Below are 23,232 nucleotides of genomic sequence, written 5' to 3' on the forward strand. Positions count from 1 at the left end.
GACGGCATCTATCGGTAGATCGGTATTAGCGATTAGACGCGACATGTTGACGCGCCTAGTCTTAAAGCTACCCAAACCGTCGGTGATGCCCCATGAACGCCAAGCGCCCAGCCTGCGCGGCGCCCGCCCTCGAAACGCCCGCGCCCGCCGCCAGCCAGACCTACAGTTACAGCACACTCGACTACGCCGAAACGGACAGCACCGCGCTGGCCGAGGAAGTGGCGTTGGCGATCGCCTTTAATGGCATCAGCCAGGCTGTGATGCTGGTCACCCCGACCGATCTGGAAGACTTTATCGTCGGCTTCAGCCTCGGCAGCGGCATCATCGAAGACGCCGCCGACATCTATGACCTGCAACTCAGCGGCTCGGGTTCGGCGCAGTACGCGCAAGTGACCATCGCCAACCGCGCCTTCTGGAACCTCAAGCAGCAACGTCGGCAACTGGCCGGCACCAGCGGTTGCGGGCTCTGTGGCGTGGAAGCCGTCGAGCAAGCGCTGCCAGACCTCAAGGTCTTGCCCGGCGCACCGTTGCCACCCGCCGCCTGGCTCGATGGCCTGCGCCAGCGTATCGGCGCGTTTCAGCCGCTGGGCCAGCATTGCGGCGCGGTGCATGCGGCGGTGTTCATGAATGGCCAGGGCGAGTTGCTGTTGGGCCGCGAAGACATCGGCCGGCACAACGCCCTCGACAAGCTGATCGGCGGACTGATCCGCCAGAACATCCCGACCACCGGTGGCCTGGCGATTGTCACCAGCCGTTGCAGCCTCGAACTGATCCAGAAAGTGCTGCGCGCAGGGATTCAAACCCTCGTCAGCCTGTCGTCGCCCACGGGCCTTGCCGTGCAATGGGCCCGGCGTCACAACCTCAATCTCATCCACCTGCCGCAAAAAGTGCACCGCGGGTCTACAGCCCAGCGATGGAGAATCAAGCGTGAGCCAACATCAACAAGCCGATCAGAAACCCGTTCCCCGTTACAAGCCCTATAAAGGCGCGGCCGGTGGCTGGGGTGCGCTGGCCAGCGTTGCCCGGGCCTGGCTGACCAGCGACAACGCGCTGAAAAATCTGCGCATGATGCTCAAAACCAACAAGAACGGCGGGTTCGACTGTCCCGGTTGCGCCTGGGGCGATTCCAAGGAAGCCGGCATGGTGGCGTTCTGCGAGAACGGCGCCAAAGCGGTGAACTGGGAAGCAACCAAACGTCGGGTGGACGCTGCGTTCTTCGCCAAACACAGTGTCAGTTCGCTGCTGGATCAGAGCGACTACTGGCTTGAGTATCAGGGCCGCTTGACCGAGCCGATGAGCTACGACGCCGAAACCGATCGCTACAAACCGATCAGTTGGGAAGCCGCCTACGCCCTGATCGGCAAACACCTGCAAGGCTTGTCGAGCCCGGATCAGGCCGAGTTCTACACCTCGGGCCGTGCCAGCAACGAAGCGGCGTATCTCTATCAGTTGTTCGTGCGTTCTTTCGGCACCAACAACTTTCCCGACTGCTCGAACATGTGCCACGAGGCCAGCGGCGTGGCGTTGGCGCAAAGTGTCGGCGTCGGCAAAGGCACCGTGACCTTCGACGATTTTGAACACGCGGATGCGATTTTTGTCTGGGGCCAGAACCCCGGCACCAACCACCCCGGATGCTCGAACCCCTGCGTGAAGCGGTGAAACGCGGCGCCCAGGTGGTGTGCGTCAACCCGCTCAAAGAGCGTGGCCTGGAACGCTTCCAGCATCCGCAACATCCGATCGAAATGCTCACCAACAGCGACAAGCCGACCAACACCGCGTACTTCCGACCTGCGTTGGGCGGCGACATGGCGCTGCTGCGCGGCATGGCGAAATTCCTGCTGCACTGGGAGCGCGAAGCGCAACAAACCGACCAGCCTTCGGTGTTCGATCACGACTTCCTCAATGAACACAGCGCCGACGTGCTGGAATACCTGGGCGCCATCGATGACACGCCGTGGGCGCAGATCGTCGAGCAGTCCGGCCTGACCCTGGTGGAAATCGAGCAAGCGGCGCGCATGTACGCCAAGGGCAAGAACGTCATCATGTGCTGGGCGATGGGCATCACCCAGCATCGCCATTCGGTGGCGACCATCCAGGAAATCGCCAACCTGATGCTGCTGCGCGGCAACATCGGCCGGCCGGGCGCCGGTCTGTGTCCGGTGCGCGGGCACAGTAACGTGCAGGGCGACCGGACCATGGGCATCAACGAACGTCCGCCGGTGGCGTTCCTTGATTCCCTGGAGCGGCGCTTCCAGTTCAAAGTGCCGCGTGAAAACGGCCACAACGTGGTCGAGGCGATTCACGCCATGGCCGCTGGCCGCGCAAAAGTATTCATCGGCCTGGGCGGCAACTTCGCCCAAGCCACCCCGGACAGCCCGCGCACCTTCCAGGCCTTGAGCAATTGCGACCTGACCGTGCAGATCAGCACCAAGCTCAACCGCAGCCACTTGGCTCACGGCAAGGACGCGCTGATCCTGCCGTGCCTGGGCCGTACCGACATCGACATCCAGACCGAAGGCCCGCAAGCCGTCACCGTTGAAGATTCGTTCAGCATGGTCCACGCCTCCAACGGCCAGTTGCAGCCGCTGTCGAACCAGATGCGTTCGGAGCCGGCGATCATCGCCGGCATCGCCGCCGCGACCCTGGGCAGCAAACCGGTGGACTGGAACTGGCTGGTGGCTGATTACGCACGCATCCGCGACCTGATCGCCGACACCATCCCGGCTTTCGCGACTTCAACCAGAGGGTGAAGAATCCGGGGGTTCTACCTCGGCAACAGTGCCGGTGCCCGCAAGTGGAGCACCCCGTCGGGGCGGGCCAATTTCCGTGCGAACGTCCTGCCCAGGGATCTGGTTCACGAGCGCACGCGCGCCACGGGGATTTTGCCGGATCTGATCATGCAGTCGATGCGCTCCCACGATCAGTACAACACCACGATTTATGGTCTTGATGACCGCTATCGCGGGGTGAAGGGCCAGCGGGATGTGTTGTTTGTGAACGAAGCCGACATCATTCGCCTGGGGTTCAAACCGGGGCAGAAGGCTGACATCGTTTCGATCTGGGACGATGGCCGTGAGCGTCGGGTGAAGGGCTTCACGCTGCTGGCGTTTGATATTCCTGCCGGGCAGGCCGCCGCGTATTACCCGGAAGTGAATCCGTTGGTGCCACTGGAAAGCACCGGGGATGGCAGCCATACACCGACGTCGAAATTTGTGGCGATTCGGTTGGAAATGGCGAGTGAGACCGGGTTGATTATGGCCAAGTCGGCTTAACGCAAGATCAAAAGATCGGGCCGCGTTCGGACGATCTTTTAGCAATGGCGCTGACACGACACTGTCCAATCGCCCACAAAAAAGGCCGTTTTTTCACAAAAACGGCCTATCCCAAGTAGCTAAAGACCGGCGAAAAATATTTAAGTTCCGCCCTAAAAACAGTTACTTATAGAATTGTGTACAAGTCGTGTTACTCGTCGGATTTCGATTGTCACAACTATGACACAGCCTCAGGATCGCGCCGTCATCCCCTTGAGGTTCCTCTATGAAGTTCTCCTCGATTCTCTTGTTGTCCCTTAGCCTGGCCAGTGGCTTCGCTTCTGCCGGAGGCACTGCCGAAGCAGGTGTGGGCGGCGCATTGGGCGGGGTGTTGGGCTCGGTCGTCGGTCAGTCACTAGGCGGCAATACCGGTTCTACCATCGGTGCGGCCCTGGGCGGCGCGGGTGGTAGTGCCGTCGGCGCAGACAGACACAGCCGTGGCCAAGCCGCCATCGGCGGTGCGTTGGGCGCAGCCGGCGGTAACGTGGTCGGCCGCAGCATCGGCGGCACCTCCGGCAGCCTGATCGGCTCCGCAGCCGGCGGTGGCGCTGGTGGCGCGCTGGGTAACTACATGGGCAACTCGAGTCGCGAGGATGATCGTGGTTCCTATCGTGGCGACCATGATGATCGTCGCTACTACCGTGATGACCGCCGTCACCGCGGCCATGCTTATGGGCATCGCAAGCATCACGACTACTATCGTCATCGCTGATTGCTGATTGCTGATTGCTTAGCGAGAAGATCAAAAGATCGCAGCCTTCGGCAGCTCCTACGGGTGTACACAAATCCCTGTAGGAGCTGCCGGAGGCTGCGATCTTTTTTTGCTCGTCAAACCACTAACAGCTCCAGCGCCCCGCGCAAACCGGCAGGAATCGCCACGGGCTGATTCGACGCCCGATCCACGAACACATGCACGAAGCGCCCGGCCGCACAGGCTTCGTCTTCCCCTTGCTTGAACACTGCCAGCTCGTACTGAACCGAGCTGTTGCCCAACTTAGCGACCCGCAGGCCGATCTCGATGCGATCAGGGAAGGCGATGGACGCGAAGTAATCGCAGGCCGAACTCACCACAAAACCCACGACTTCGCCGTCATGAATATCCAGCCCGCCAACGTCGATCAGGTAGGTGTTCACCGCGGTGTCGAAGAAGCTGTAGTAGGTAACATTGTTGACGTGACCGTAGGCGTCGTTGTCGTGCCAGCGGGTAGTGATGGGCTGGAAGTGCGGGTAGTCGGTGCGTTGGGGCATCGGGTTGGACATTAGCGTCGGTTCCTGGGGTTGGATGGCCAGTCTAAGGGGAAAACCGCGTTATCGTTCTTCGCGAGCAAGCCCGCTCCTACAGTGGATTCTGGTCGTACAAAAAATCTGCGTTCACTGAAGATCAAATGTGGGAGCGGGCTTGCTCGCGAAGGCGCCCTGACAGACGCCACATCAATCACTTATCAGCAAACCCCTTACCCACTGCCGCCAACTCCCCGATCAACCGCGCCGGTTTCCACTGGTCACCCTGCCTCGTCTCCAGCGCCAGCAACCGCTGATGAATATCCGCCAACCCTTGCTGATCCGCCCAGGCCATCGGCCCGCCCTTGTCCGCCGGGAAGCCATAGCCGTTGAGGTAAACCAGGTCAATGTCATGGGCCGATCCCGCAATGCCTTCCCGGAGGATCTTCGCCCCTTCGTTGACCAGTGCCAGCAAGCAGCGCTCCAGAATCTCCTCCGGGCTTATCTCACGCCTTTGGAAGCCCAAACCCTCGCTGACCTCCAGCACCAGCGCATCAACCTCTACGTCGTGCTCAGCCTGCCGACTGCCCGGCTCATAGTGGTAGTAGCCGGCGCCGCTCTTTTGACCAAACCGGCCCAGCTCGCACAACCGGTTGTCTATCTGGACTTGCGGCGCATCCTGCCCTTTGCCGGCCAGTTGCCGGGCACGCCATCCCAGATCGATGCCGACCACGTCGTACATGCGGAACGGCCCCATGGCGAACCCGAAACCTTGCAGCACAGCATCCACCTGATAAGGAAACGCCCCCTCAAGCAGCATTTTGCGCGCCTCAAACACGTAGGTATTGAGCATTCGATTGCCGATAAAACCATGACAGTTGCCGGACACCACGCTGACCTTGCCCATGCGTTTGCCCAGCGCCAACGCAGCATCGAGCACCGCCGGGGCGGTTTGCGCGCCGCGGACGACTTCCAGCAGTTTCATGATGTGTGCCGGGCTGAAGAAGTGCAGGCCCAGGACGTGTTGCGGGCGGCGAGTGGCAGCGGCAATCGCGTCGATGTCCAGTGCCGAGGTGTTGCTGGCCAGGATCGCCTGGGGTTTGAGCAGGCCATCCAGTTCACGGAAAATTTTCTGCTTCAGTTCGAGGTTTTCGTAAACCGCCTCGATCACCAGGTCGACATCACGGATCGCCGCGTAATCCGCCACGCTGGTTACTCGCGCAATACGGGCGTCTGCTTCGGCCTGATCGATCCGGCCCTGACGCACATTGTGGGCGTAGGTGTCGGCGACAGCGGCCAACGCCTGTTCAAGCATCTGCGGATTGTTATCGACCCATTGCACCGGCACCCCGGCGTTGGCCAGGCACATGACAATGCCACGGCCCATGGTGCCCGCCCCGATCACGGCGGCGCGCTGAATATTGAACGGCGTCTGGCTCATTGTTGTTCTCTTGTTGGCGATCCAAAGACAGCCTTCACCATAGTCAGCCGCCGCGTTGTTTTGAAATTTATTCCTGTGATGAGCAACATTCAGCGGATGGATGTTGGCCGCGAATACACCGCAGCTCCCTGTAGGAGCTGCCGAAGGCTGCGATCTTTTGATCTTCAGTGGTGCTGAGACTGCCAAAGACCAGGATCAAAAGATCGCAGCCTTCGGCAGCTCCTACGGGTCAGAGGTGTGATAGCGCCCACTCCCGCACTTGGGCATATGGATAATCCTCAAGCGCTCCAGACCCCGGAATCGCCCGCGCCTTGAGCTTGGTAAACAGCGGCACGCTGATCCCGCACAGGAACCGCGTCACCCGTTCCGCCGACGGCACATGCCCGGTGTGTTGTTCGTGCCTGTGGATAAAGTCGCCGCATAACGCTTCGAAGTTTTTATCCACAAGCGCCGGCAACGCTGGCGGTGCTGGCAGTCGCGCCACGTCCCCGTGACACACCGAACAATGCCCGCACTGCCGTGGCGCGTTTTCGTCGCCGAAATACTCGGCCAGGCGATAGCCCAGGCAATGGTCGGTGGCGAACAGATCAAGCATCGCGTGAATACGGGCGATCTCGGTTTGTTCGTGGCGGGTGAAGTAGGCGTGCAGTTCCTCGCTCAGGGCTTGAGCATCAAAGTCGGTTTGCAGCAGGCTGTAGACCTCGGTCATCTGCTTGCTTTCAAGCTCGACCCAGCCTTTTTCCTGGAAGTAATCCAGCGCCTTGACCACCCGATTGCGCTCGGCCGAATGCTGTTCGTACAGCGCATCGAAATTCACCGTGGCCCAGGTTCGCGCACGGCTGGAGGTCTGGATGATCGCCGCGACGAAGTCCTTGCGCTCACCCTCGAAACGGGCGAGCAAGACCTCCGGTTCCTGCAAATACTTAAAGCGGTATTCAGCGTAATAGGCATATCGCGGGGCGATGATTGCGCGCAGCTCCAACTGCACCAGCAAGGTCTTGAGCGGCAACTGGCGAATGTTGCTCTGATCCGCCAATGGCCCCAGCAGAAACTCCCACTGCCCCTGCGGCGCGGCGGCTTGCAACTCGTCGAGTACGCAGCGGATGCCATCCAACTCCGGGGTGTCGCCGTAGACGAAGTTTTCCAGCACGTTGAGGCTGTCGCGGTTGGCCAGCACCAGGCAGTCCGACGGCTGCCCGTCACGCCCGGCGCGGCCGATTTCCTGGCTGTAGTTTTCGATGGATTTGGGCAGGTCGAAATGCACCACGTTGCGGATGTCGCTCTTGTCGATGCCCATGCCGAAGGCGATGGTGGCGACGATGCAATTGGACTGCCCGCCCATGAAGCGCTTTTGAATGCCTTCACGTTGCTCGTGTGGCAAACCAGCGTGATAGGCCTCGGCCTGAATGCCGTTGCGGCCCAGATGCTCGGCGATGTGCTCGGCGGTTTTCTGCAAGGTGACATAGACGATGCTCGGCTGGCCGGGACGCTGGCTCATCCACTCGACCAGACGTCGGCGCTTGTCCTGGCCGCGAACCGGTTCCACCAGCAGGTTGAGGTTCGGCCGGTAGAAACCGGTGGTCACCACGTCTTCAGGCGCGATGGCGAATTTCGCCTCCATGTCCGCGATCACTTTGGGCGTCGCAGTGGCGGTCAGCAGCAGCGCTTGGGGGATGTTGAACTGACGCTGGTAGTCCGGAAGCTTGAGGTAGTCGGGGCGGAAGTTGTGGCCCCACTCCGAGATGCAGTGCGCCTCGTCCACCACCAGCAGCGAGATCGGCACTTGCTGCAAGAAATTACGGAAGCGCTCGTTCTTCAGGCGCTCCACGGAAATCATCAAAATCTTCAATTCGCCGGACTTGGCCCGGGCCATCACGTCACTGGCGTCGTCGCGGCTCTGGGCCGAATCGATGCTGCCGGCCGAGATGCCGTGGCGTTGCAGGAACGCCAGTTGATCCTGCATCAGCGCCAGCAGTGGCGAGACCACCAGCGTCAGGTGCGGCAGCAGCAATGCCGGCAATTGATAACAAAGAGACTTGCCCGAGCCGGTGGGGAAAATCGCCGCCGCCGAGCGCCCGGCCAACACCGCGCTGACCGCCGCCTCCTGGCCGGGTCGAAACTGTGGATAACCGAAAACCTGTTCCAGGGTGTTGTGCATAAGCTGTCACTCCGTTGACCTGCGACGCCAAAAGCCTAGCCGGCGATTGCAGCGGGTCGAGAAAAGGTCGGGGCCAAAACGATACGGGATGATACAGCGGATGGCTCGGGGGAATTGCCAGGCTGGCGCAATGATCGACGTCCACAACAGCGTAAAATCAGGCTTAATCCGTCTCATCGACACGCCCCAAACGGAAGATGCACCATGAACCTCGCCCCCGATTTCCCCGACGACCACACCATGCACCTGCTCATGCAGCTGCTCCACGAAGAACTCGGCCTGCCCGAACGCAAAACCATCGGCCTCACCACCTCGATCAATTTCGACCTGGGCTGCGACGGCGCTGATGCGCGGCATTTGATGGAAGCGCTGGAAGAACAGTTCGGGATCGACTTCGTGGACTACGACGCCTATCGCTACTTCCAGCCCGAAGGCTACGATGTGTCCCTCAAACGCAGGGCCAAGGGTCGTGGCGACAAAGTCCCGCTGACCATCGGCATGCTGTACCAGGCGGTCAAAGTGCAACGCTGGGATACGCAACCTCTGGAAGGTCTCTAACGAATACGTAAGTGGCAATATTCTGGCTGTTTATCGAGAATTCAGCTGGAACAATGGCAGTTATAACAATCCGCCGATGGCTACGGCCGTACTGATAGATGGCGTCTTGATACGCCCTGAAGGCGTCCGGCAAATCACAACATAAGTGCTATTATTCTGGCAGTTAACGCCTAAAAGTGAAGGAATAATGGCATATGGCTAAGAAAACAGCGCCTCTCATGCCTTCCGCATCCAGACTGCTCGCAGAATTTGGCGAACGCCTGAAACTCGCTCGACTGCGTCGCAGGCTGACCGCAAAGCAAGTCGCCGAAAGAGCAGGCATGTCGCTGACAACGCTTCGCTCACTGGAGTCCGGCAGTTCAGGCGTGACAATGGGCGCCTACATGTCCGTGATGCAGGTACTGGGCTTGGAGAAAGACGTGAGCAAGCTCGCAGCAACGGATGAGTTAGGACGCCAATTGCAAGATGCGCAATTAACCCCGCAAGCGAATGCAGCCGCCAGTAAACGCCAACGAGTGCGCAACGTGGCTTCAACGAAAGCGTCGTCACCGATCCAAGACCAGACGTTGGAAGCGGCGCAAAGCCCTATCTCAGATGCGGATATAGAGGTTGATTTTCCATTGAACAGCCACTCTTTTTCCAAGCTGTTTACCAAGAAAAAACCCAAACCTGAGACGAATTAAAAATGACACTGATCGCGGTGTATGCCGATTGGGAAACCCTGAACGGGCCAAGACGTCTTGGGTTCCTACATGCCAGACAAGCTCGCTCCACCAACGTGTTCGAATTTGAGTACGACACTGCCGCTTTGGCCGATCCTCAGTTGAACTTCACCACGCTGGATCCCCGCATCAAGCTCTTCGAAGGTCAACAATTTCCCGGACAGCACCAGACTCGCTTCGGCGTTTTTGCCGACTCAAGTCCGGATCGCTGGGGCCAACTGCTGATGAAGCGCCGTTTGGAACGAGACATCCGCGACGGCCTGGTCCTAAAGGGCACCAAGCTCTACGAGTCAGATTTCCTGTTGGGTGTTCATGACCTCTATCGAGTCGGCGCTATCCGCTACAAGCTCAATGACGAAGGCAGTTTTCTGGACGATCGAGATGGGTTGGCAGCGCCCCCTTTATCAAGTTACGTGAGCTGGAGCAGGCAAGTCGTGCGCTGGAAAACGATCCAGATAACACCTCACTCGATGGGCGCGAGTGGCTGAGAATGTTGATTGCACCCGGCGGTTCACTGGGCGGCGCCAGACCCAAGGCCAGCGTTGCTGACAAGAACGGTCATCTGTGGATCGCCAAGTTTCCGAGCACTCGCGACGACTATGACGTCGGTGGATGGGAGTTCGTGGTGAATGTCCTGGCTAAACAATGTGGTCTGCGTGTGGCGAGGGGGATGGCGCAACGTTATGCGAGCGATCATCACTGCTTCATGGTCAAACGCTTCGACCGCACGACAATGGGAAAGCGACTGCATTTCGCCTCAGCCATGACCATGACCGACCGCGTGGACGGTGACGATGCGTCGGTAGGCGCCAGCTACATTGAGCTGGCTGAAGTGCTCCTGCAGCACGGCTCAGAACCCGACGAAGATCTCCGAGAGTTGTGGTCACGGATCGTATTCAACATCCTGGTCTCCAATACCGACGACCACCTGCGCAACCATGGTTTTCTCCTTGATCCCGGTCGGGGGTGGCGCCTGTCTGACGCCTACGACATGAATCCGGTAGCACACGCCGAAGGGTTGATGCTCAACATCACAGATGCCGATAATGCTTTGGATCTTGAGCTTGCTCGCGAGGTGGCCGAGTACTTTCGGGTTAGCCGAGATGATGCAGAAGAGATTATTGGAAGTTTCCAGGATGTGGTGAGCCAGTGGTCAAAAGTGGCCAGCAGAGCGGGGCTGTCGAAGCGCGAACAAGACAATATGGCGCCGGCGTTTAGGCTATCAGGCAAATAGCTGAGCGGAGGCCATTGCCTCTTATCATCGAATAAGACGCCTATCGCTACTTCCAGCCCGAAAGCTACGATGTGTCCCTCAAACGCAGGGCCAAGGGTCGTGGCGACAAACTCCCGCTGACCATCGGCATGCTCTACCAGGCCATCAAGGCCCAACGCTGGGACACTCAGGAGCTTGAAGGCCTCTAAACGTGCGCAGCGAACATCTATAAGGACATAGCGTGGACGTACTGATGGGTTTACTTGCCGCCCTGCTCTGGGGCGGTACGGATTTTTTGGTGGGGCTGAACGCCCGAGCAGTCGGCGTCAAACGCGCCGTGTATTTCGGTCAGGCGCTGGGTTTTACCATCATGAGCCTACTGCTGATCGCCTTCCCTGCCTTCCTCCTCAAGTCCATGGCAGCACCCCTCGACATTTGGCTGATCGGCATTGCCGCCGCCATTCTGACCGTGTCTGGTGCTTTGGCCCTGTCCAAAGCGTTCGCCCTTGGCAAAGCCTCCATCGTCGCACCGCTGGTGACGTCCTATGGCGTAGTGACGACGTTGCTGTCGTGGGCCGGCGGTCAGCAGATCAGCCTGACCCAGTCGCTGTGCATCGCCTTGTGCGTGCTCGGGGTCATTCTCTCCAGCATCCACTCTGACCCCAAGGTTCCACACACCACTGCCGCCAGCAGTTCGATTGCCTACGCATTGTTGGCGGCAGTGTTTTACGGCACCAGTTTCTGGTTGCAAGGACACTTCGTCCTACCCGTTCTGGGGCCGGTGACGATGCTTTGGCTCGCCTACCTGGTTGGGCTAATCGTGCTGGTTGTCATGGTTTTGAAGATCAAGGACGGGTTGAAAATTCCGCCGTTGAAAAACTGCATGGCGCTGACGGGTGCGAGCCTGATGAACCTGGGTGGTTTTTCGTCGTTCGCTTGGGGTGCGGTGGCGGGATCAGTTTCGGTGGTGACCGTGATCAGCACATTGTCGGGCGCAATTGCGGCGATTTTGGGGTATGTGTTTTTCAAGGAGCGATTGGCAAGGGTGCAGGTGCTGGGCGTTGTCTTGGTGTTGGTCGCAGCGTTTGTGCTGCACCTCAAAACCTGAAGCAAGCGCCCACAAAAAAGCCGCCCTGAAAGGGCGGCTTTTTCATTTTGCTACATCCAAGCCTTACAGCTTAGGACCCGCAGCCTTGATCGCATCGCTCACATCGAACTTCTTGAAGTTCTCAACAAACAACCCGGCCAACGCCTTGGCAGCTTCATCGTAAGCAGCCTTGTCAGCCCAGGTATTACGTGGGTTCAACAGGCCAGTCTCGACACCAGGAACAGCCAATGGCACGTCCAGGTTGATAGTGTCCAGGTGCTCGGTTTCAGCACCGATCAAAGCACCGCTCTGGATCGCTGCAATCACGCCACGAGTGGTCGGGATGTTGAAGCGTTTGCCGACGCCGTAGCCGCCGCCGGTCCAGCCGGTATTAACCAGGTAAACCTTGGAGCCGAAGCCGCGGATGCGCTTGATCAGCAGTTCTGCGTATTCGCCAGCCGGACGCGGGAAGAACGGTGCGCCGAAGCAGGTGGAGAAGGTCGACTTGATGCCGCTGCCGGAACCCATTTCGGTCGAGCCCACCAGTGCGGTGTAGCCGGACAGGAAGTGGTAGGCCGCTTGTTCTTCGCTGAGGATCGAGACTGGCGGCAGGACGCCGGTCAGGTCGCAGGTCAGGAAGATCACAGCGTTTGGCTCGCCACCGAGGTTTTTCGGTGCGCGTTTTTCGATCAGTTCACGCGGGTAAGCGGCGCGGCTGTTCTGGGTCAGGCTGTCGTCGGCGTAGTCGGCCTTTTTGTTGGCATCGAGTACGACGTTTTCCAGTACGGCGCCGTGCTGGATGGCTTTCCAGATGACGGGCTCGTTCTTCTCGGAGAGGTCGATGCACTTGGCATAGCAACCGCCTTCGATGTTGAACACCACGCCCACGCCCCAGCCGTGTTCGTCGTCGCCGATCAGGTAGCGGCTTTCGTCGGCGGACAGGGTGGTTTTACCCGTGCCGGACAGGCCGAAGAACAGGGTTACATCGCCCTCTTCGCCCATGTTGGCAGCGCAGTGCATCGGCAGAACGTCGACCGCTGGCAGCAGGAAGTTCTGAACCGAGAACAGGGCTTTTTTCATTTCGCCAGCGTAACGCATGCCAGCCAGCAGCACTTTTTTGCCGCGAAGTTGATGATCACGGTGCCATCGGAGTTGGTGCCGTCACGCTCTGGTACGCACTCGAACTCAGGGGCGTTGATCACCTGCCATTCATCTTTGCCACCCTGGTTGTATTGCTCAGGGTTGATGAACAGGCAACGGCCGAACAGGTTGTGCCAGGCCGTTTGCGTGGTCATTTTGACCGGCAGGTAGTGCGCAGGGTCGGAACCTACATGCACGTGGGATACAAAACGCTCGCGCTCGCCCAGGTAGGCTTCAACGCGGTTCCACAGGGCGTCGAACTTGTCGGCCGGGAACTTGCGGTTGATCGGGCCCCAGGCAATGGCGGCCTGAGTGGTTGGCTCTTCCACGATGAAACGATCGACTGGCGAGCGACCGGTGCGGTGACCGGTGCGAACAACCAGCGCGCCGGTATCGGCAAGTTCGCCTTCACCGCGATTCAGAGCTTCTTTTACCAGATCATCAACACTCAGATCGGTGTACACGGCGTTATTGGCTTGCGTCATGAGATTCCCCGTCGGCCAGTGGCCGAGTGTGCTCCAAACGTTTTGTAGTAGAAAGTCGTGCACTACTACCGCGACAAAAAGTGGGCCGGATTATGCCAGAAACGCCCAAAAATAGTAGGGCCCTCCCGTCGTAACGGCGTTATTCCGGCGCCAAGCAGTGAATTTACCTACGCTGAACCGTTTTAGTGCCGGGTATCTGACGGCGTATCAACGCCCGCACCCGCGAACAATTGGGTGATATCCGCGGCATCAAACAGGTAGCGCTGGTTGCAAAACTGGCAATCGATCTCGATATTCCCGCCATGTTCGATGACCAGCGACTGGGCGTCTTCCAGACCCAGGCTGACCAACGCATTGGCCGAACGCTCGCGCGAGCAGCTGCAACGGAAGCGCAGTTTCTGCACATCGAACAGGCGAACCTGCTCTTCGTGGTAGAGGCGATGGAGCACGGTTTCGTTGTCCAGGCTCAGCAACTCATCGGCGGTCAGGGTGCTGCCCAACGCGGTGATGTGCTGCCAGCTGGCGGCGCGTTCTTCTTCGTCTTTCAGGCGGTCGGCGGGCAATTGCTGCAGCAGCAGGCCACGGGCGCGACGGCCATCGGCGTACAGCCAGAAACGCGTGCCGACTTGCTGCGACATGACGAAATAGTTGGTAAAGCACTCGGACAGGGTTTCGCCGTCAAGGTCGACGATGCCCTGGTAGCGCTGGCCCTGGGTCGGGTCGACGGTCAGCGCCAGTACGCCGTTGGGCATGAGGTCGGCGAGGGTCGCGTCAGGGGCGATCCGATCGGCGTCGTAACGGGCCAGGCCACGGATATCGCGCTCGCTGGAGCACTCGATCATCAGCAGCGGAATCGGGCCATCGGAACGGGCCTGCAGGATCAGCAAGCCATCGAACTTCAAGGTCCCGACCAGCAATGATGCGGCCGCCATCAGTTCGCCCAGCAGTTGCGCGACCGGCTCCGGATAGGGGTGTTTGGCGAGCACTTCAGCGTAGCTACGTTCCAACGCAACCAGCTCGCCACGGGTGTCGCTGTCATCAAAGATGAAGCGTTGGGTGAAGTCGGTATCCGATAGATCGGTCATAGGTCTGGGTATCTGAATGGATGACAAAAAGGTTACGGAACGTAGAATTGCGCCTTTTCAGCACCTTTTTGGTGCGCTACGTTCAGCCATTGGAGGCATTTTATGAACAATCCGGGTTTGTTCCAAGCAAGGTGAAACCTGCGCCGGCTGGTTTTGCGCGATTTTGTGCCTTTGGCGCTGTCGCGCATTCTGGTTATGGCCTACGGGTCAGATGTTGTGCGTGCTTTTCGACGAGTGGCTGGTTCGCCGACTCAATGCCCCGTTGGCCAGTCACCCGATATGGCTCCATGTGTGGGCAATTGCAAGTCTGGGTCCATTAGACGCGGTGGTAACGAGGTGAAGCTGAAAAGATCGCAGCCTTCGGCAGCTCCTACGGGTGTACGCATTCCCCCTGCAGGAGCGGCCGAAGGCTGCGATCTTTTGCAGGCAACACACATTTGACGGCCCTACTCGTCGTTGCTGCTGCCCCGAAACTTGAACAAATCCCGCCGCTGCTTCTTGCTCGGCTTGCCATCGGTGCTCACGCCCAGCGACCCGGCCTTGCGCATCGCCGCAGCCGCTTCACGCTTGACGACGCTCGCCTCCGTTTCGGCATACAACGCCTGAGCCTCTGGCGCGCCACGGCGCACGATCGATAGCGCCTGTACCACTATCGTCTTTTCCTCAAACCCGATGCGGATCTGAAACTCGTCACCGATACGTGGTTCCTTGCCCGGCTTACAACGTTCGCCCCGGCAATGCACCTTGCCGCTCTCGATGGCCGACTTGGCCAAGGCACGTGTTTTGTAAAAACGCGCGGCCCACAACCATTTATCGAGACGGACCTTGTCGTCCTCTTCCTGTTTTTGTGCCATACGAATTCCTCTTTCAGCCAATAGTCGGAACTGTACTACCGATTCTGTCGGACGCAAGAACCTGGCCCGCCAGCTAGAATCTGGTCTCGGCCGGCTCACCGGCATGGAGTAATCGAGTGACTATATATCCGTCTTCATTAACTTCTCCCCAAAGCGGCTGCAAGGGTTGCCAGGAAAGCGAACCACTGGGCTTCGATTTTGCCTTCGCCTACCAGCCCATCGTCGATCTGCGCGATCAGACGATTTTCGCCCACGAAGCCTTGGTACGGGGCCTGGCCGGTGAAGGAGCACTGTCGGTCCTGGACCAAATCACCGACGCCAACCGCTACCGCTTCGATCAGCGCTGCCGGACCCTGGCCATTGAAGGGGCGGCGAATCTTAATATGCAGACACATTTGTCGATCAACTTCATGCCCAACGCCGTGTACCGTCCGGAGCTCTGTATACGCAGCACCCTGGAGGCAGCGAAAAAACACAATTTTCCCATCGACCGGCTGATTTTCGAAACACTGGAAAGCGAGCACGTAGATAACTATCGCCATTTGACCAATATTCTGCGTGAATACCGCGAATTCGGCTTCATGACGGCCATCGACGATTTCGGTGCCGGTTATTCGGGGCTCAATCTGCTGGCTGATTTCCAACCGGACCTGATCAAACTCGACATGGCGCTGATCCGCGATGTCGACCGCGACCGTGTTCGTCAGGCTATCGTCCGGGGGATTGTCACAATCTGTGCGGAGTTGAACGTTACAGTCATTGCCGAAGGCATTGAGAGTGCCGGTGAACGGGATTTCCTGGCGGACTGTGGAATTTTTCTGATGCAGGGTTACTGGTTCGCCAAACCTGCATTCAAAGCGTTGGCCCAGGTAAAACCTGAAGCCTGGACGCGCTAATCGCTGGTTTTTCCTATTGAAGACATTTGACCATTTGACCGTTGTCGGTCTGCGCGAGTGGGTGGCGCTTCCGGATTTGGGAGTCGCGGGCCTTCGGGCAAAAATCGACACCGGCGCCAGCACCTCCAGCCTGCACGCCACCGACATCGAACCCTTCGAACGGGACGGGCAAGAGTGGGTGCGCTTCACCGCGCACCTGGGCACGGTGGTGCAATTGCGCCACCGACGCTGCGAGGCGCCGCTGGTGACGATGAAAACCATTAAAAGCTCCAATGGCCACGCGCAGATGCGCTACGTGGTCAGCACCACCCTGGCCCTCGGTGATCGGGTCTGGCGGGTCGAATTCACCCTCGCCTGCCGAAAATCCATGCGCTATCGCCTGCTACTCGGTTCCAAAGCCCTGATCGACGGCCAGTTGGTGGTCAATCCAGGGATTAAATACGTACAAGACAAGCCGGTGTTCCCGGTATCTACCTCCTCCACAGGTGTTGCATGAAGATCGCTGTGCTGTCGCGGAACCCGCGTCTGTATTCCACCCGTCGTCTGGTCGAAGCCGGTATCGAGCGTGGCCATGAAATGGTGGTGATCGACACCTTGCGCGCCTACATGAACATTGCCAGCCACAAGCCGCAGATCCACTACCGCGGCAAGCCGCTGGAAGGCTTCGATGCGGTGATCCCGCGGATCGGTGCCTCGGTGACGTTTTATGGCTGCGCGGTGTTGCGCCAGTTTGAAATGATGGGGGTGTTCCCGCTCAACGAGTCGGTGGCCATCGCCCGTTCGCGAGACAAACTGCGTTCGTTGCAACTGCTGTCACGCCGGGGCATCGGCTTGCCGGTCACCGGGTTTGCGCACTCGCCGGACGACATTCCCGACCTGATCGACATGGTCAACGGCGCACCACTGGTGATCAAGGTGCTGGAAGGCACCCAGGGCATTGGCGTGGTGCTGTGTGAAACGGCGACGGCGGCGGAGTCGGTGATCGAAGCGTTCATGGGCCTGAAGCAAAACATCATGGTTCAGGAGTACATCAAGGAAGCCGGCGGTGCGGACATTCGTTGCTTCGTGGTCGGCGACAAGGTGATCGCGGCGATGAAGCGCCAGGCCAAGCCCGGGGAGTTCCGCTCCAACCTGCATCGCGGTGGCAGCGCGAGCCTGATCAAGATCACCCCGGAAGAACGCATGACTGCATTGCGTGCAGCCAAGGTGATGGGGCTGGCGGTGGCGGGTGTCGATATCCTGCGTTCCAATCACGGGCCGCTGGTGATGGAGGTGAATTCGTCGCCGGGCCTGGAAGGGATCGAGACCACCACAGGGAAGAACGTGGCGGGGATCATCATTGAACATCTTGAGAAGAATGGTGGGCCGAATATGACTCGGACCAAAGGCAAGGGCTAAAGCGAAAAGATCAAAAGATCGCAGCCTTCGGCAGCTCCTACATGGGAATGCGTACCCTGTAGGAGCTGCCGAAGGCTGCGATCTTTTTCAGCGGTTAAACCGCATCCCGCGGCAGCATCAACCCCAACGGCAACCGCACCCGCGCCTCAAGCCCGCCACCCGAGCGGTTACGCAACTCAACATTGCCGCCATGCATCGAGGCAATCCGCTTCACGATTGCCAGGCCCAACCCGGTACCCTTGCCGCCCCGAGCCCGATCGCCACGGGTAAACGGATTGAAGATCGCCTCCAGCTCCGACGGATCAATCCCCGCCCCACGGTCCATCACGCTCAGTACCACATACGGCGCGCTGGTATCCCCGGACACATAAGCCGCGACCTCAACACCGTTGCCCGCATGGTGCAAGGCGTTGCCGATCAGGTTGTTCAACAAGCGCTTCATCGACACCCGACGCAGCGGGAACGGCTGGATCGGTTCCAGGCGCAAGCGCACTTTCTCTTCGTTCTGGTTGTACGGCGCGGCGACTTCGCGCACCAGATCGCTCAGGTCCACCTCTTCCACCGACTCGTCACGACCGTCGCGAATGAACGCCAGGAACTGGTCAAGAATCGCGTCCATGTCTTCGATGTCGCGCACCATGTCGTCACTCAGGTCGCTGTGGTTGCCCATCAGTTCCAGGGACAACCGCAGGCGGGTCAGCGGTGTTCGCAGGTCGTGGGACACCCCGGCCAGCATCAACTCGCGCTCGCGCCCTGCCTGTTCGACGTCTTCGGCCATCTGGTTGAAGGCGCGGTAAACCTCGGCCATTTCGCTTGGCGTGTCACTGATCGGCAGGCGCACGCTGCGGCCCTGGCCGAGCTGCCTCGCGGCATAGACCAGGCGTTTCAACGGTTGATTGAGCTGGCTGACGAAGATCCACGCCGAGGCGGTGGACAGCAAGCCGATGGCGAGGAACCAGCCGAGCACGTTCCAGATTTTCTGGCCACGCAACGGATGCGGGTACAGCGGCACTTTCAGCCAGCCATCGCCCAGGCTTGGCGCCCGGACCCACAGCGCCGGCGGGGAATGCATGCGTAACCGGACCTCAGTGTCGGCACCCAGCTCCGCCTGCATCTGCCGCTGATAGATTTCGCTGTACGGCCAGTGTTGTTCGCCTTCCGGCACACCCGCGCCAACTACCCGGATCAGGGTTGCGGCATCGGCAATCTTGGCGCGGTTTTCTTCATCGGCGGCCCAATAGGCGCGCAGCGTCAGCGCGACGCCGTGGCTGTATTGGCGGTCCACCAGCACGTCTTCGTTCATCAACAGATAAACCAGGGTCAGCGCTTTGGAGAACAGGACGACAATCAGCACCAGCCACAGGGTGCGGGAGAAGAAACTCTGGGGGAACCAAACGGGGGTTTTCATGAATAACCGCTACACACTTGCAGGAGCGAGCGATGCTCGCACATTGCGGGTCGCGAGTCTGCGGGCAAAGTCGATTGACCCGTTGCCCGCACACCCGCTCCTACAAATCGCCGATCACTTGGTGGCGGCGCCGTCCGGAACAAACACGTAGCCCACGCCCCAGACTGTCTGGATGTAGCGTGGCTTGGATGGATCGGGCTCGATCATCCGGCGCAGACGGGAGATCTGCACGTCGATGGAACGCTCCAGGGCATCCCACTCGCGGCCCGGGCCAGGTTCATCAACTTGTCGCGGGTCAGTGGCTGACGGGCGTTCATGACCAGGGCCTTGAGTACCGCGAACTCACCGGTGGTGAGCATGTGCACTTCATCGCCGCGCTTGAGTTCGCGGGTGGCCAGTGACAACTCGTAGTCACCGAAGGTCACGCTTTCGTCTTCGCTGCCCGGCGCGCCCGGCACGGGTGCAGCCTGACGACGCAGGACCGCTTTGACCCGGGCCATCAGCTCGTCCGGGTTGAACGGTTTGGCCAGGTAATCGTCGGCGCCCAGTTCCAGGCCCTTGATGCGGCTCAGCTCATCGCCCTTGGCCGTGAGCATGATGATCGGGATCTGATTGTTCGCGCCGCGCAGACGGCGGCAGGCGGTCAAACCGTCTTCACCGGGCAGCATCAGGTCGAGGACGACCAGGTTGAACACTTCACGGGCCAGCAAGCGGTCCATCTGCTCGGTGTTCGGTACGGCACGGGCACGGTAGCCCTTGCTGACGAAAAAGCGTTCCAGCAGGCTGCTCAGCCCTGGATCGTCGTCAACAATAAGAATTTTTTCGCCTTCAGCATTGTTTACAGTGCTGCTCATTGGATGCTCCTTTTAGCTCGGCGCGCATTATGGCGTAGCTGCCGTTATACGCACCGTGTGCATTGTTAGCAGATTTTTCCTTCAGCGCCAGAAAACCGGCTTTTATGCCTGCAGGGTGCAATGCCCCCGAATCGCGGAACGCTGGTTATAATGCGCGGCGTTTTGTGTCAGGCAACGTCTGATCGTTACTGTAGTAGGCCGCTTTTTATTTTTAAGGCGTGCGCAGTAATTGTTCGATTTCACGGGTCAACGGGATGCCTGTTGACCCAGGTAGCGGCGCAGGCCAGGCCGCTCAACCAGTCTCGCCGAGCCTTTAACCCTGCGCCTGCGAGCCTGCTTTCACAATTTGTCAGGTGGTTTTATGGACAGCATCAACAGCCGCATCGCCGAGGAACTCGGTGTACGCCCACAACAGGTCGAAGCGGCCGTCGCGCTACTCGATGAGGGCTCTACCGTTCCCTTCATCGCCCGCTACCGGAAAGAAGTGACCGGCAGCCTCGATGACATCCAGTTGCGGCACCTGGAAGAGCGTCTGCGCTACCTGCGGGAACTCGACGAACGGCGCATCAGCATCCTCGCCAGCATTCAAGAGCAAGGCAAGCTGACCCCGCAACTTGAGCGTGACATCAAACTTGCCGACACCAAGACCCGCCTCGAAGACTTGTACCTGCCGTACAAGCAGAAGCGCCGCACCAAGGGCCAGATCGCCCTGGAAGCCGGCCTCGGCGACCTGGCCGACGGCCTGTTCAACGACCCGTCCCTGACGCCAGACACCGAAGCCGCGCGCTTCATCGACGCCGAAAAAGGCGTGGCCGATGTGAAGGCCGCCCTCGAAGGCGCCAAATACATCCTGATGGAACGCTTCGCCGAAGACGCCGGCCTGCTGGACAAGCTGCGCAGCTACCTCAAGCAGGAAGCGACCCTCAGTGCCCGCGTGATCGCCGGCAAGGAAGAGGAAGGCGCCAAGTTCCGCGACTATTTCGAACACGATGAACCACTGAAAAGCATGCCGTCGCACCGCGCGCTGGCGATTTTCCGTGGCCGCAACGAAGGCATTCTGAGTTCGGCGCTGAAAGTCGGCGACGAGCTGCCGGGCACCATGCACCCGTGCGAAGGCATGATCGGTCAGCAATTCGGTATCCAGAACCAGAACCGCGCCGCCGACAAATGGCTGGGCGAAGTGGTGCGCTGGACCTGGAAGGTCAAGCTCTACACCCACCTCGAAACCGACTTGCTGGGCGAACTGCGCGATGGCGCGGAAACCGAAGCGATCAACGTGTTCGCGCACAACCTGCACGACTTGCTGCTGTCGGCCCCGGCCGGCCCCCGCGCCACCCTGGGCCTCGACCCGGGCCTGCGCACCGGTTGCAAGGTGGCCGTGGTCGATTCCACCGGCAAGCTGCTGGATCACGCCACGGTTTACCCGCACGTGCCGCACAACAAGTGGGACCAGACACTCGCGGTCCTCGCCGCCCTGTGCGCCAAGCACGCGGTGGACCTGATCGCCATCGGCAACGGCACCGCCAGCCGGGAAACCGACAAACTGGCCGCTGAGCTGATCAAAAAATACCCCGCCATGAAGATGACCAAAGTCATGGTCTCCGAGGCCGGCGCATCGGTTTACTCGGCGTCGGAACTGGCTTCCAAGGAATTCCCGGACCTCGATGTGTCGATCCGTGGCGCGGTGTCCATCGCCCGTCGCCTGCAAGACCCGCTGGCCGAGCTGGTGAAGATCGATCCGAAATCCATCGGCGTCGGCCAGTACCAGCACGACGTGTCGCAGCTGAAACTGGCGCGCGGCCTGGACGCCGTGGTCGAGGACTGCGTAAACGCCGTGGGCGTGGACGTGAACACCGCTTCGGTGGCGCTGCTGGCGCGTATCTCCGGCCTCAACGCGACCCTGGCGCAGAACATCGTCAGCCACCGCGACGAGCACGGCGCGTTCAAAACCCGCGCGGCGTTGAAGAAAGTCGCGCGGCTGGGTGAAAAACCTTCGAACAGGCTGCCGGTTTCCTGCGCGTGATGAACGGCGACAACCCGCTGGATTCCTCGGCCGTTCACCCGGAAGCCTATCCGCTGGTGCAGCGCATTGCCGCTGAAACCGACCGCGACATTCGTTCGCTGATCGGCGATGCGAGTTTCCTCAAGCGCCTCGATCCGAAGAAGTACACCGACGAAACGTTCGGTCTGCCGACGGTCACCGACATCCTGCAAGAACTGGAAAAACCTGGCCGCGACCCGCGTCCCGAGTTCAAGACCGCCGAGTTCCAGGAAGGCGTCGAAGACCTCAAGGACCTGCAACTGGGGATGATCCTCGAAGGCGTGGTGACTAACGTGACCAACTTCGGCGCGTTCGTCGACATCGGCGTGCATCAGGACGGCTTGGTGCACATCTCCGCGCTTTCGGAGAAGTTCATCAAGGATCCGCGTGAAGCGGTGAAGGCCGGTGATGTGGTGAAAGTGAAGGTCATGGAAATCGACATCCCGCGCAAACGCGTCGGCCTGTCGATGCGCATGAGCGACACCCCGGGCGAGAAAATCGACGGTGCCCGTGGCGCACGGCCGGGGTCGGCGCCGCGCCAATCCCAGAACACCGCACCGCGCAAGGAAACCACGGCGCCAGCCCCGGCCAACAACGCCATGGCTTCGCTGTTCGCCAACGCCAAGCAGTTGAAGAAACGCTGATGGACATCCCTGCCGGCCTGACCGAAAGCGCTTTTTTCAAGCTGCTGGGGTGTCGCTTGCACAGCCTGGAAACCGGGGTGGCGCAAGTCGCCCTGGCGCTTGAGCCAGAGCTGCGCAATCGCGGCGGCAAGCTGCACGGCGGGGCCTTGTTCAGTCTGGTGGACATTGCCATGGGGCTGGCCTGTTCCAGCACCCACGGCTTTGACCAGCAGAGCGCAACCATCGAATGCAAGATCAACTACATTCGCGCCGTTGAAAGCGGCGAAGTGCTGTGTACGGCGCGGGTGATCCATCCGGGCCGTCGTACGCTGGTGGTTGAAGCTGATGTAATGCAAGGCGACAAACTGGTCGCAAAAGCACAAGGTACGTTCGCTGTCCTGTAGATGAATGCCATCAATTTGAGTTAATTTCGGCGCTACAACTGCGGCGTCGAACTTTTCCGTGTCCGCGACAGCCAGATTCAGGGAGTGAAGTTGGCAATTAACTGTGAGCCTGTGCGGCTGATGCCCGCCAGTTAAGACGCGCAACCTGTGGGAGCGGGCTTGCTCGCGAAAGCGGTGTGTCAGGCGACGTTAATGTTGACTGACACTCCCTCTTCGCGAGCAAGCCCGCTCCCACAGGGGGTTGCGGTGATCAATCCTTAACTGGCAGGCATCAGGTCTGTATGACTCAAGAACCAGGCGAAAACGCCAGTTTTAACTTCACCCTTGTAGACC

At 59.8% G+C, this 23,232-nt stretch carries 14 protein-coding genes and 8 pseudogenes; 14 read left to right on the forward strand and 8 right to left on the reverse strand.

Translation table 11 applies throughout. The features are described 5' to 3' along the window. The first annotated feature begins 92 nt into the window (after positions 1-92). The 3 genes and pseudogenes from fdhD to JFV26_RS11650 all read left to right on the forward strand — a co-directional run bounded on the left by fdhD (position 93) and on the right by JFV26_RS11650 (position 4,023). Positions 93-931, forward strand: a pseudogene (fdhD, locus tag JFV26_RS11640) (formate dehydrogenase accessory sulfurtransferase FdhD). Further along, positions 928-3,272: pseudogene (locus tag JFV26_RS11645) on the forward strand (FdhF/YdeP family oxidoreductase). The pseudogenes fdhD and JFV26_RS11645 overlap by 4 nt, the downstream one beginning before the upstream one ends. A 265-nt stretch (positions 3,273-3,537) precedes the next feature. Next, positions 3,538-4,023: a glycine zipper domain-containing protein gene (locus JFV26_RS11650; RefSeq protein WP_201192380.1), complete on the forward strand. Its 486-nt coding sequence runs from the start codon at positions 3,538-3,540 to the stop codon at positions 4,021-4,023. A 116-nt stretch (positions 4,024-4,139) separates the two neighbouring features. Here JFV26_RS11650 and JFV26_RS11655 read toward each other — a convergent pair whose 3' ends face one another. The 3 genes from JFV26_RS11655 to JFV26_RS11665 all read right to left on the reverse strand — a co-directional run bounded on the left by JFV26_RS11655 (position 4,140) and on the right by JFV26_RS11665 (position 8,131). Next, positions 4,140-4,571 (reverse strand): acyl-CoA thioesterase, encoded by a 432-nt coding sequence (locus tag JFV26_RS11655; RefSeq protein WP_201192382.1) that lies wholly within the window; start codon positions 4,569-4,571, stop codon positions 4,140-4,142. A gap of 175 nt (positions 4,572-4,746) precedes the next feature. Next, a complete protein-coding gene (locus JFV26_RS11660) occupies positions 4,747-5,973 on the reverse strand; it encodes a 3-hydroxyacyl-CoA dehydrogenase (RefSeq protein WP_201192384.1) in 1,227 nt (408 codons plus the stop codon). A 229-nt stretch (positions 5,974-6,202) separates the two neighbouring features. Further along, positions 6,203-8,131 (reverse strand): RecQ family ATP-dependent DNA helicase, encoded by a 1,929-nt coding sequence (locus tag JFV26_RS11665; RefSeq protein WP_201192386.1) that lies wholly within the window; start codon positions 8,129-8,131, stop codon positions 6,203-6,205. A 204-nt stretch (positions 8,132-8,335) separates the two neighbouring features. Here JFV26_RS11665 and JFV26_RS11670 point away from each other — a divergent pair, with 204 nt between their 5' ends. The 5 genes and pseudogenes from JFV26_RS11670 (at position 8,336) to JFV26_RS11685 (ending at position 11,732) form a co-directional block, all read left to right on the forward strand. Next, complete coding sequence (locus JFV26_RS11670; protein ID WP_201192388.1) at positions 8,336-8,689, forward strand: DUF1493 family protein; 354 nt, start codon at positions 8,336-8,338, stop codon at positions 8,687-8,689. A 194-nt stretch (positions 8,690-8,883) separates the two neighbouring features. After that, on the forward strand, positions 8,884-9,372 hold the full coding sequence (locus JFV26_RS11675; protein ID WP_201192390.1) for a helix-turn-helix domain-containing protein: 489 nt from the start codon (positions 8,884-8,886) through the stop codon (positions 9,370-9,372). Between the two features lie 2 nt (positions 9,373-9,374). Beyond that, positions 9,375-10,645: pseudogene (locus JFV26_RS11680) on the forward strand (type II toxin-antitoxin system HipA family toxin). Between the two features lie 35 nt (positions 10,646-10,680). Next, positions 10,681-10,833 (forward strand): annotated as a pseudogene (locus JFV26_RS33445) (DUF1493 family protein); the annotation flags it as partial. Positions 10,834-10,877: 44 nt separating this feature from the next. Next, the gene (locus JFV26_RS11685; protein WP_201192632.1) at positions 10,878-11,732 is read left to right on the forward strand and encodes a DMT family transporter; all 855 of its coding nucleotides are present in this window, start codon (positions 10,878-10,880) and stop codon (positions 11,730-11,732) included. A 63-nt stretch (positions 11,733-11,795) separates the two neighbouring features. On the opposite strand, the pseudogene JFV26_RS11690 reads toward JFV26_RS11685, so the two are convergent. Then, positions 11,796-13,336 (reverse strand): annotated as a pseudogene (locus tag JFV26_RS11690) (phosphoenolpyruvate carboxykinase). A gap of 182 nt (positions 13,337-13,518) precedes the next feature. Next, positions 13,519-14,421 (reverse strand): Hsp33 family molecular chaperone HslO, encoded by a 903-nt coding sequence (gene hslO / locus JFV26_RS11695; protein WP_201192392.1) that lies wholly within the window; start codon positions 14,419-14,421, stop codon positions 13,519-13,521. A gap of 138 nt (positions 14,422-14,559) precedes the next feature. Between hslO and JFV26_RS33450 the strand changes: the two are divergent. Then, positions 14,560-14,752, forward strand: a pseudogene (locus JFV26_RS33450) (phosphatase PAP2 family protein); the annotation flags it as partial. Positions 14,753-14,867: 115 nt separating this feature from the next. Here JFV26_RS33450 and JFV26_RS11700 read toward each other — a convergent pair. Continuing rightward, a complete protein-coding gene (locus tag JFV26_RS11700; RefSeq protein ID WP_201192394.1) occupies positions 14,868-15,275 on the reverse strand; it encodes an RNA-binding S4 domain-containing protein in 408 nt (135 codons plus the stop codon). Between the two features lie 116 nt (positions 15,276-15,391). Between JFV26_RS11700 and rimA the strand changes: the two genes are divergently transcribed. From rimA to rimK, 3 genes are read left to right on the forward strand one after another with little or no spacing between them, the layout of a single operon-like run. Further along, a complete protein-coding gene (rimA, locus tag JFV26_RS11705) occupies positions 15,392-16,171 on the forward strand; it encodes a S6 modification regulatory phosphodiesterase RimA (protein ID WP_201192396.1) in 780 nt (259 codons plus the stop codon). Positions 16,172-16,187: 16 nt separating this feature from the next. After that, complete coding sequence (gene rimB / locus JFV26_RS11710; protein ID WP_446739715.1) at positions 16,188-16,667, forward strand: retropepsin-like aspartic endopeptidase RimB; 480 nt, start codon at positions 16,188-16,190, stop codon at positions 16,665-16,667. After that, a complete protein-coding gene (gene rimK / locus JFV26_RS11715) occupies positions 16,664-17,569 on the forward strand; it encodes a 30S ribosomal protein S6--L-glutamate ligase (protein WP_054047778.1) in 906 nt (301 codons plus the stop codon). Before rimB ends, rimK begins: the two co-directional genes overlap by 4 nt. A gap of 94 nt (positions 17,570-17,663) precedes the next feature. Here the strand turns inward: rimK and JFV26_RS11720 are convergent, their stop codons facing one another. Together JFV26_RS11720 and ompR are read right to left on the reverse strand one after the other, a co-directional pair. Next, positions 17,664-18,977 (reverse strand): ATP-binding protein, encoded by a 1,314-nt coding sequence (locus JFV26_RS11720; protein WP_201192398.1) that lies wholly within the window; start codon positions 18,975-18,977, stop codon positions 17,664-17,666. A gap of 114 nt (positions 18,978-19,091) precedes the next feature. Next, positions 19,092-19,831, reverse strand: a pseudogene (ompR, locus tag JFV26_RS11725) (osmolarity response regulator transcription factor OmpR). Between the two features lie 361 nt (positions 19,832-20,192). On the opposite strand from ompR, the pseudogene JFV26_RS11730 reads away from it, so the two are divergent. Together JFV26_RS11730 and JFV26_RS11735 are read left to right on the forward strand one after the other, a co-directional pair. Next, a pseudogene (locus JFV26_RS11730) lies at positions 20,193-22,516 on the forward strand (Tex family protein). Continuing rightward, positions 22,516-22,899 (forward strand): PaaI family thioesterase, encoded by a 384-nt coding sequence (locus tag JFV26_RS11735; RefSeq protein WP_201192400.1) that lies wholly within the window; start codon positions 22,516-22,518, stop codon positions 22,897-22,899. Before JFV26_RS11730 ends, JFV26_RS11735 begins: the two are co-directional and overlap by 1 nt. The last annotated feature ends 333 nt before the right edge of the window (positions 22,900-23,232 follow it).

The organism is Pseudomonas sp. TH31 (assembly GCF_016650815.1).
Lineage (GTDB): Bacteria > Pseudomonadota > Gammaproteobacteria > Pseudomonadales > Pseudomonadaceae > Aquipseudomonas.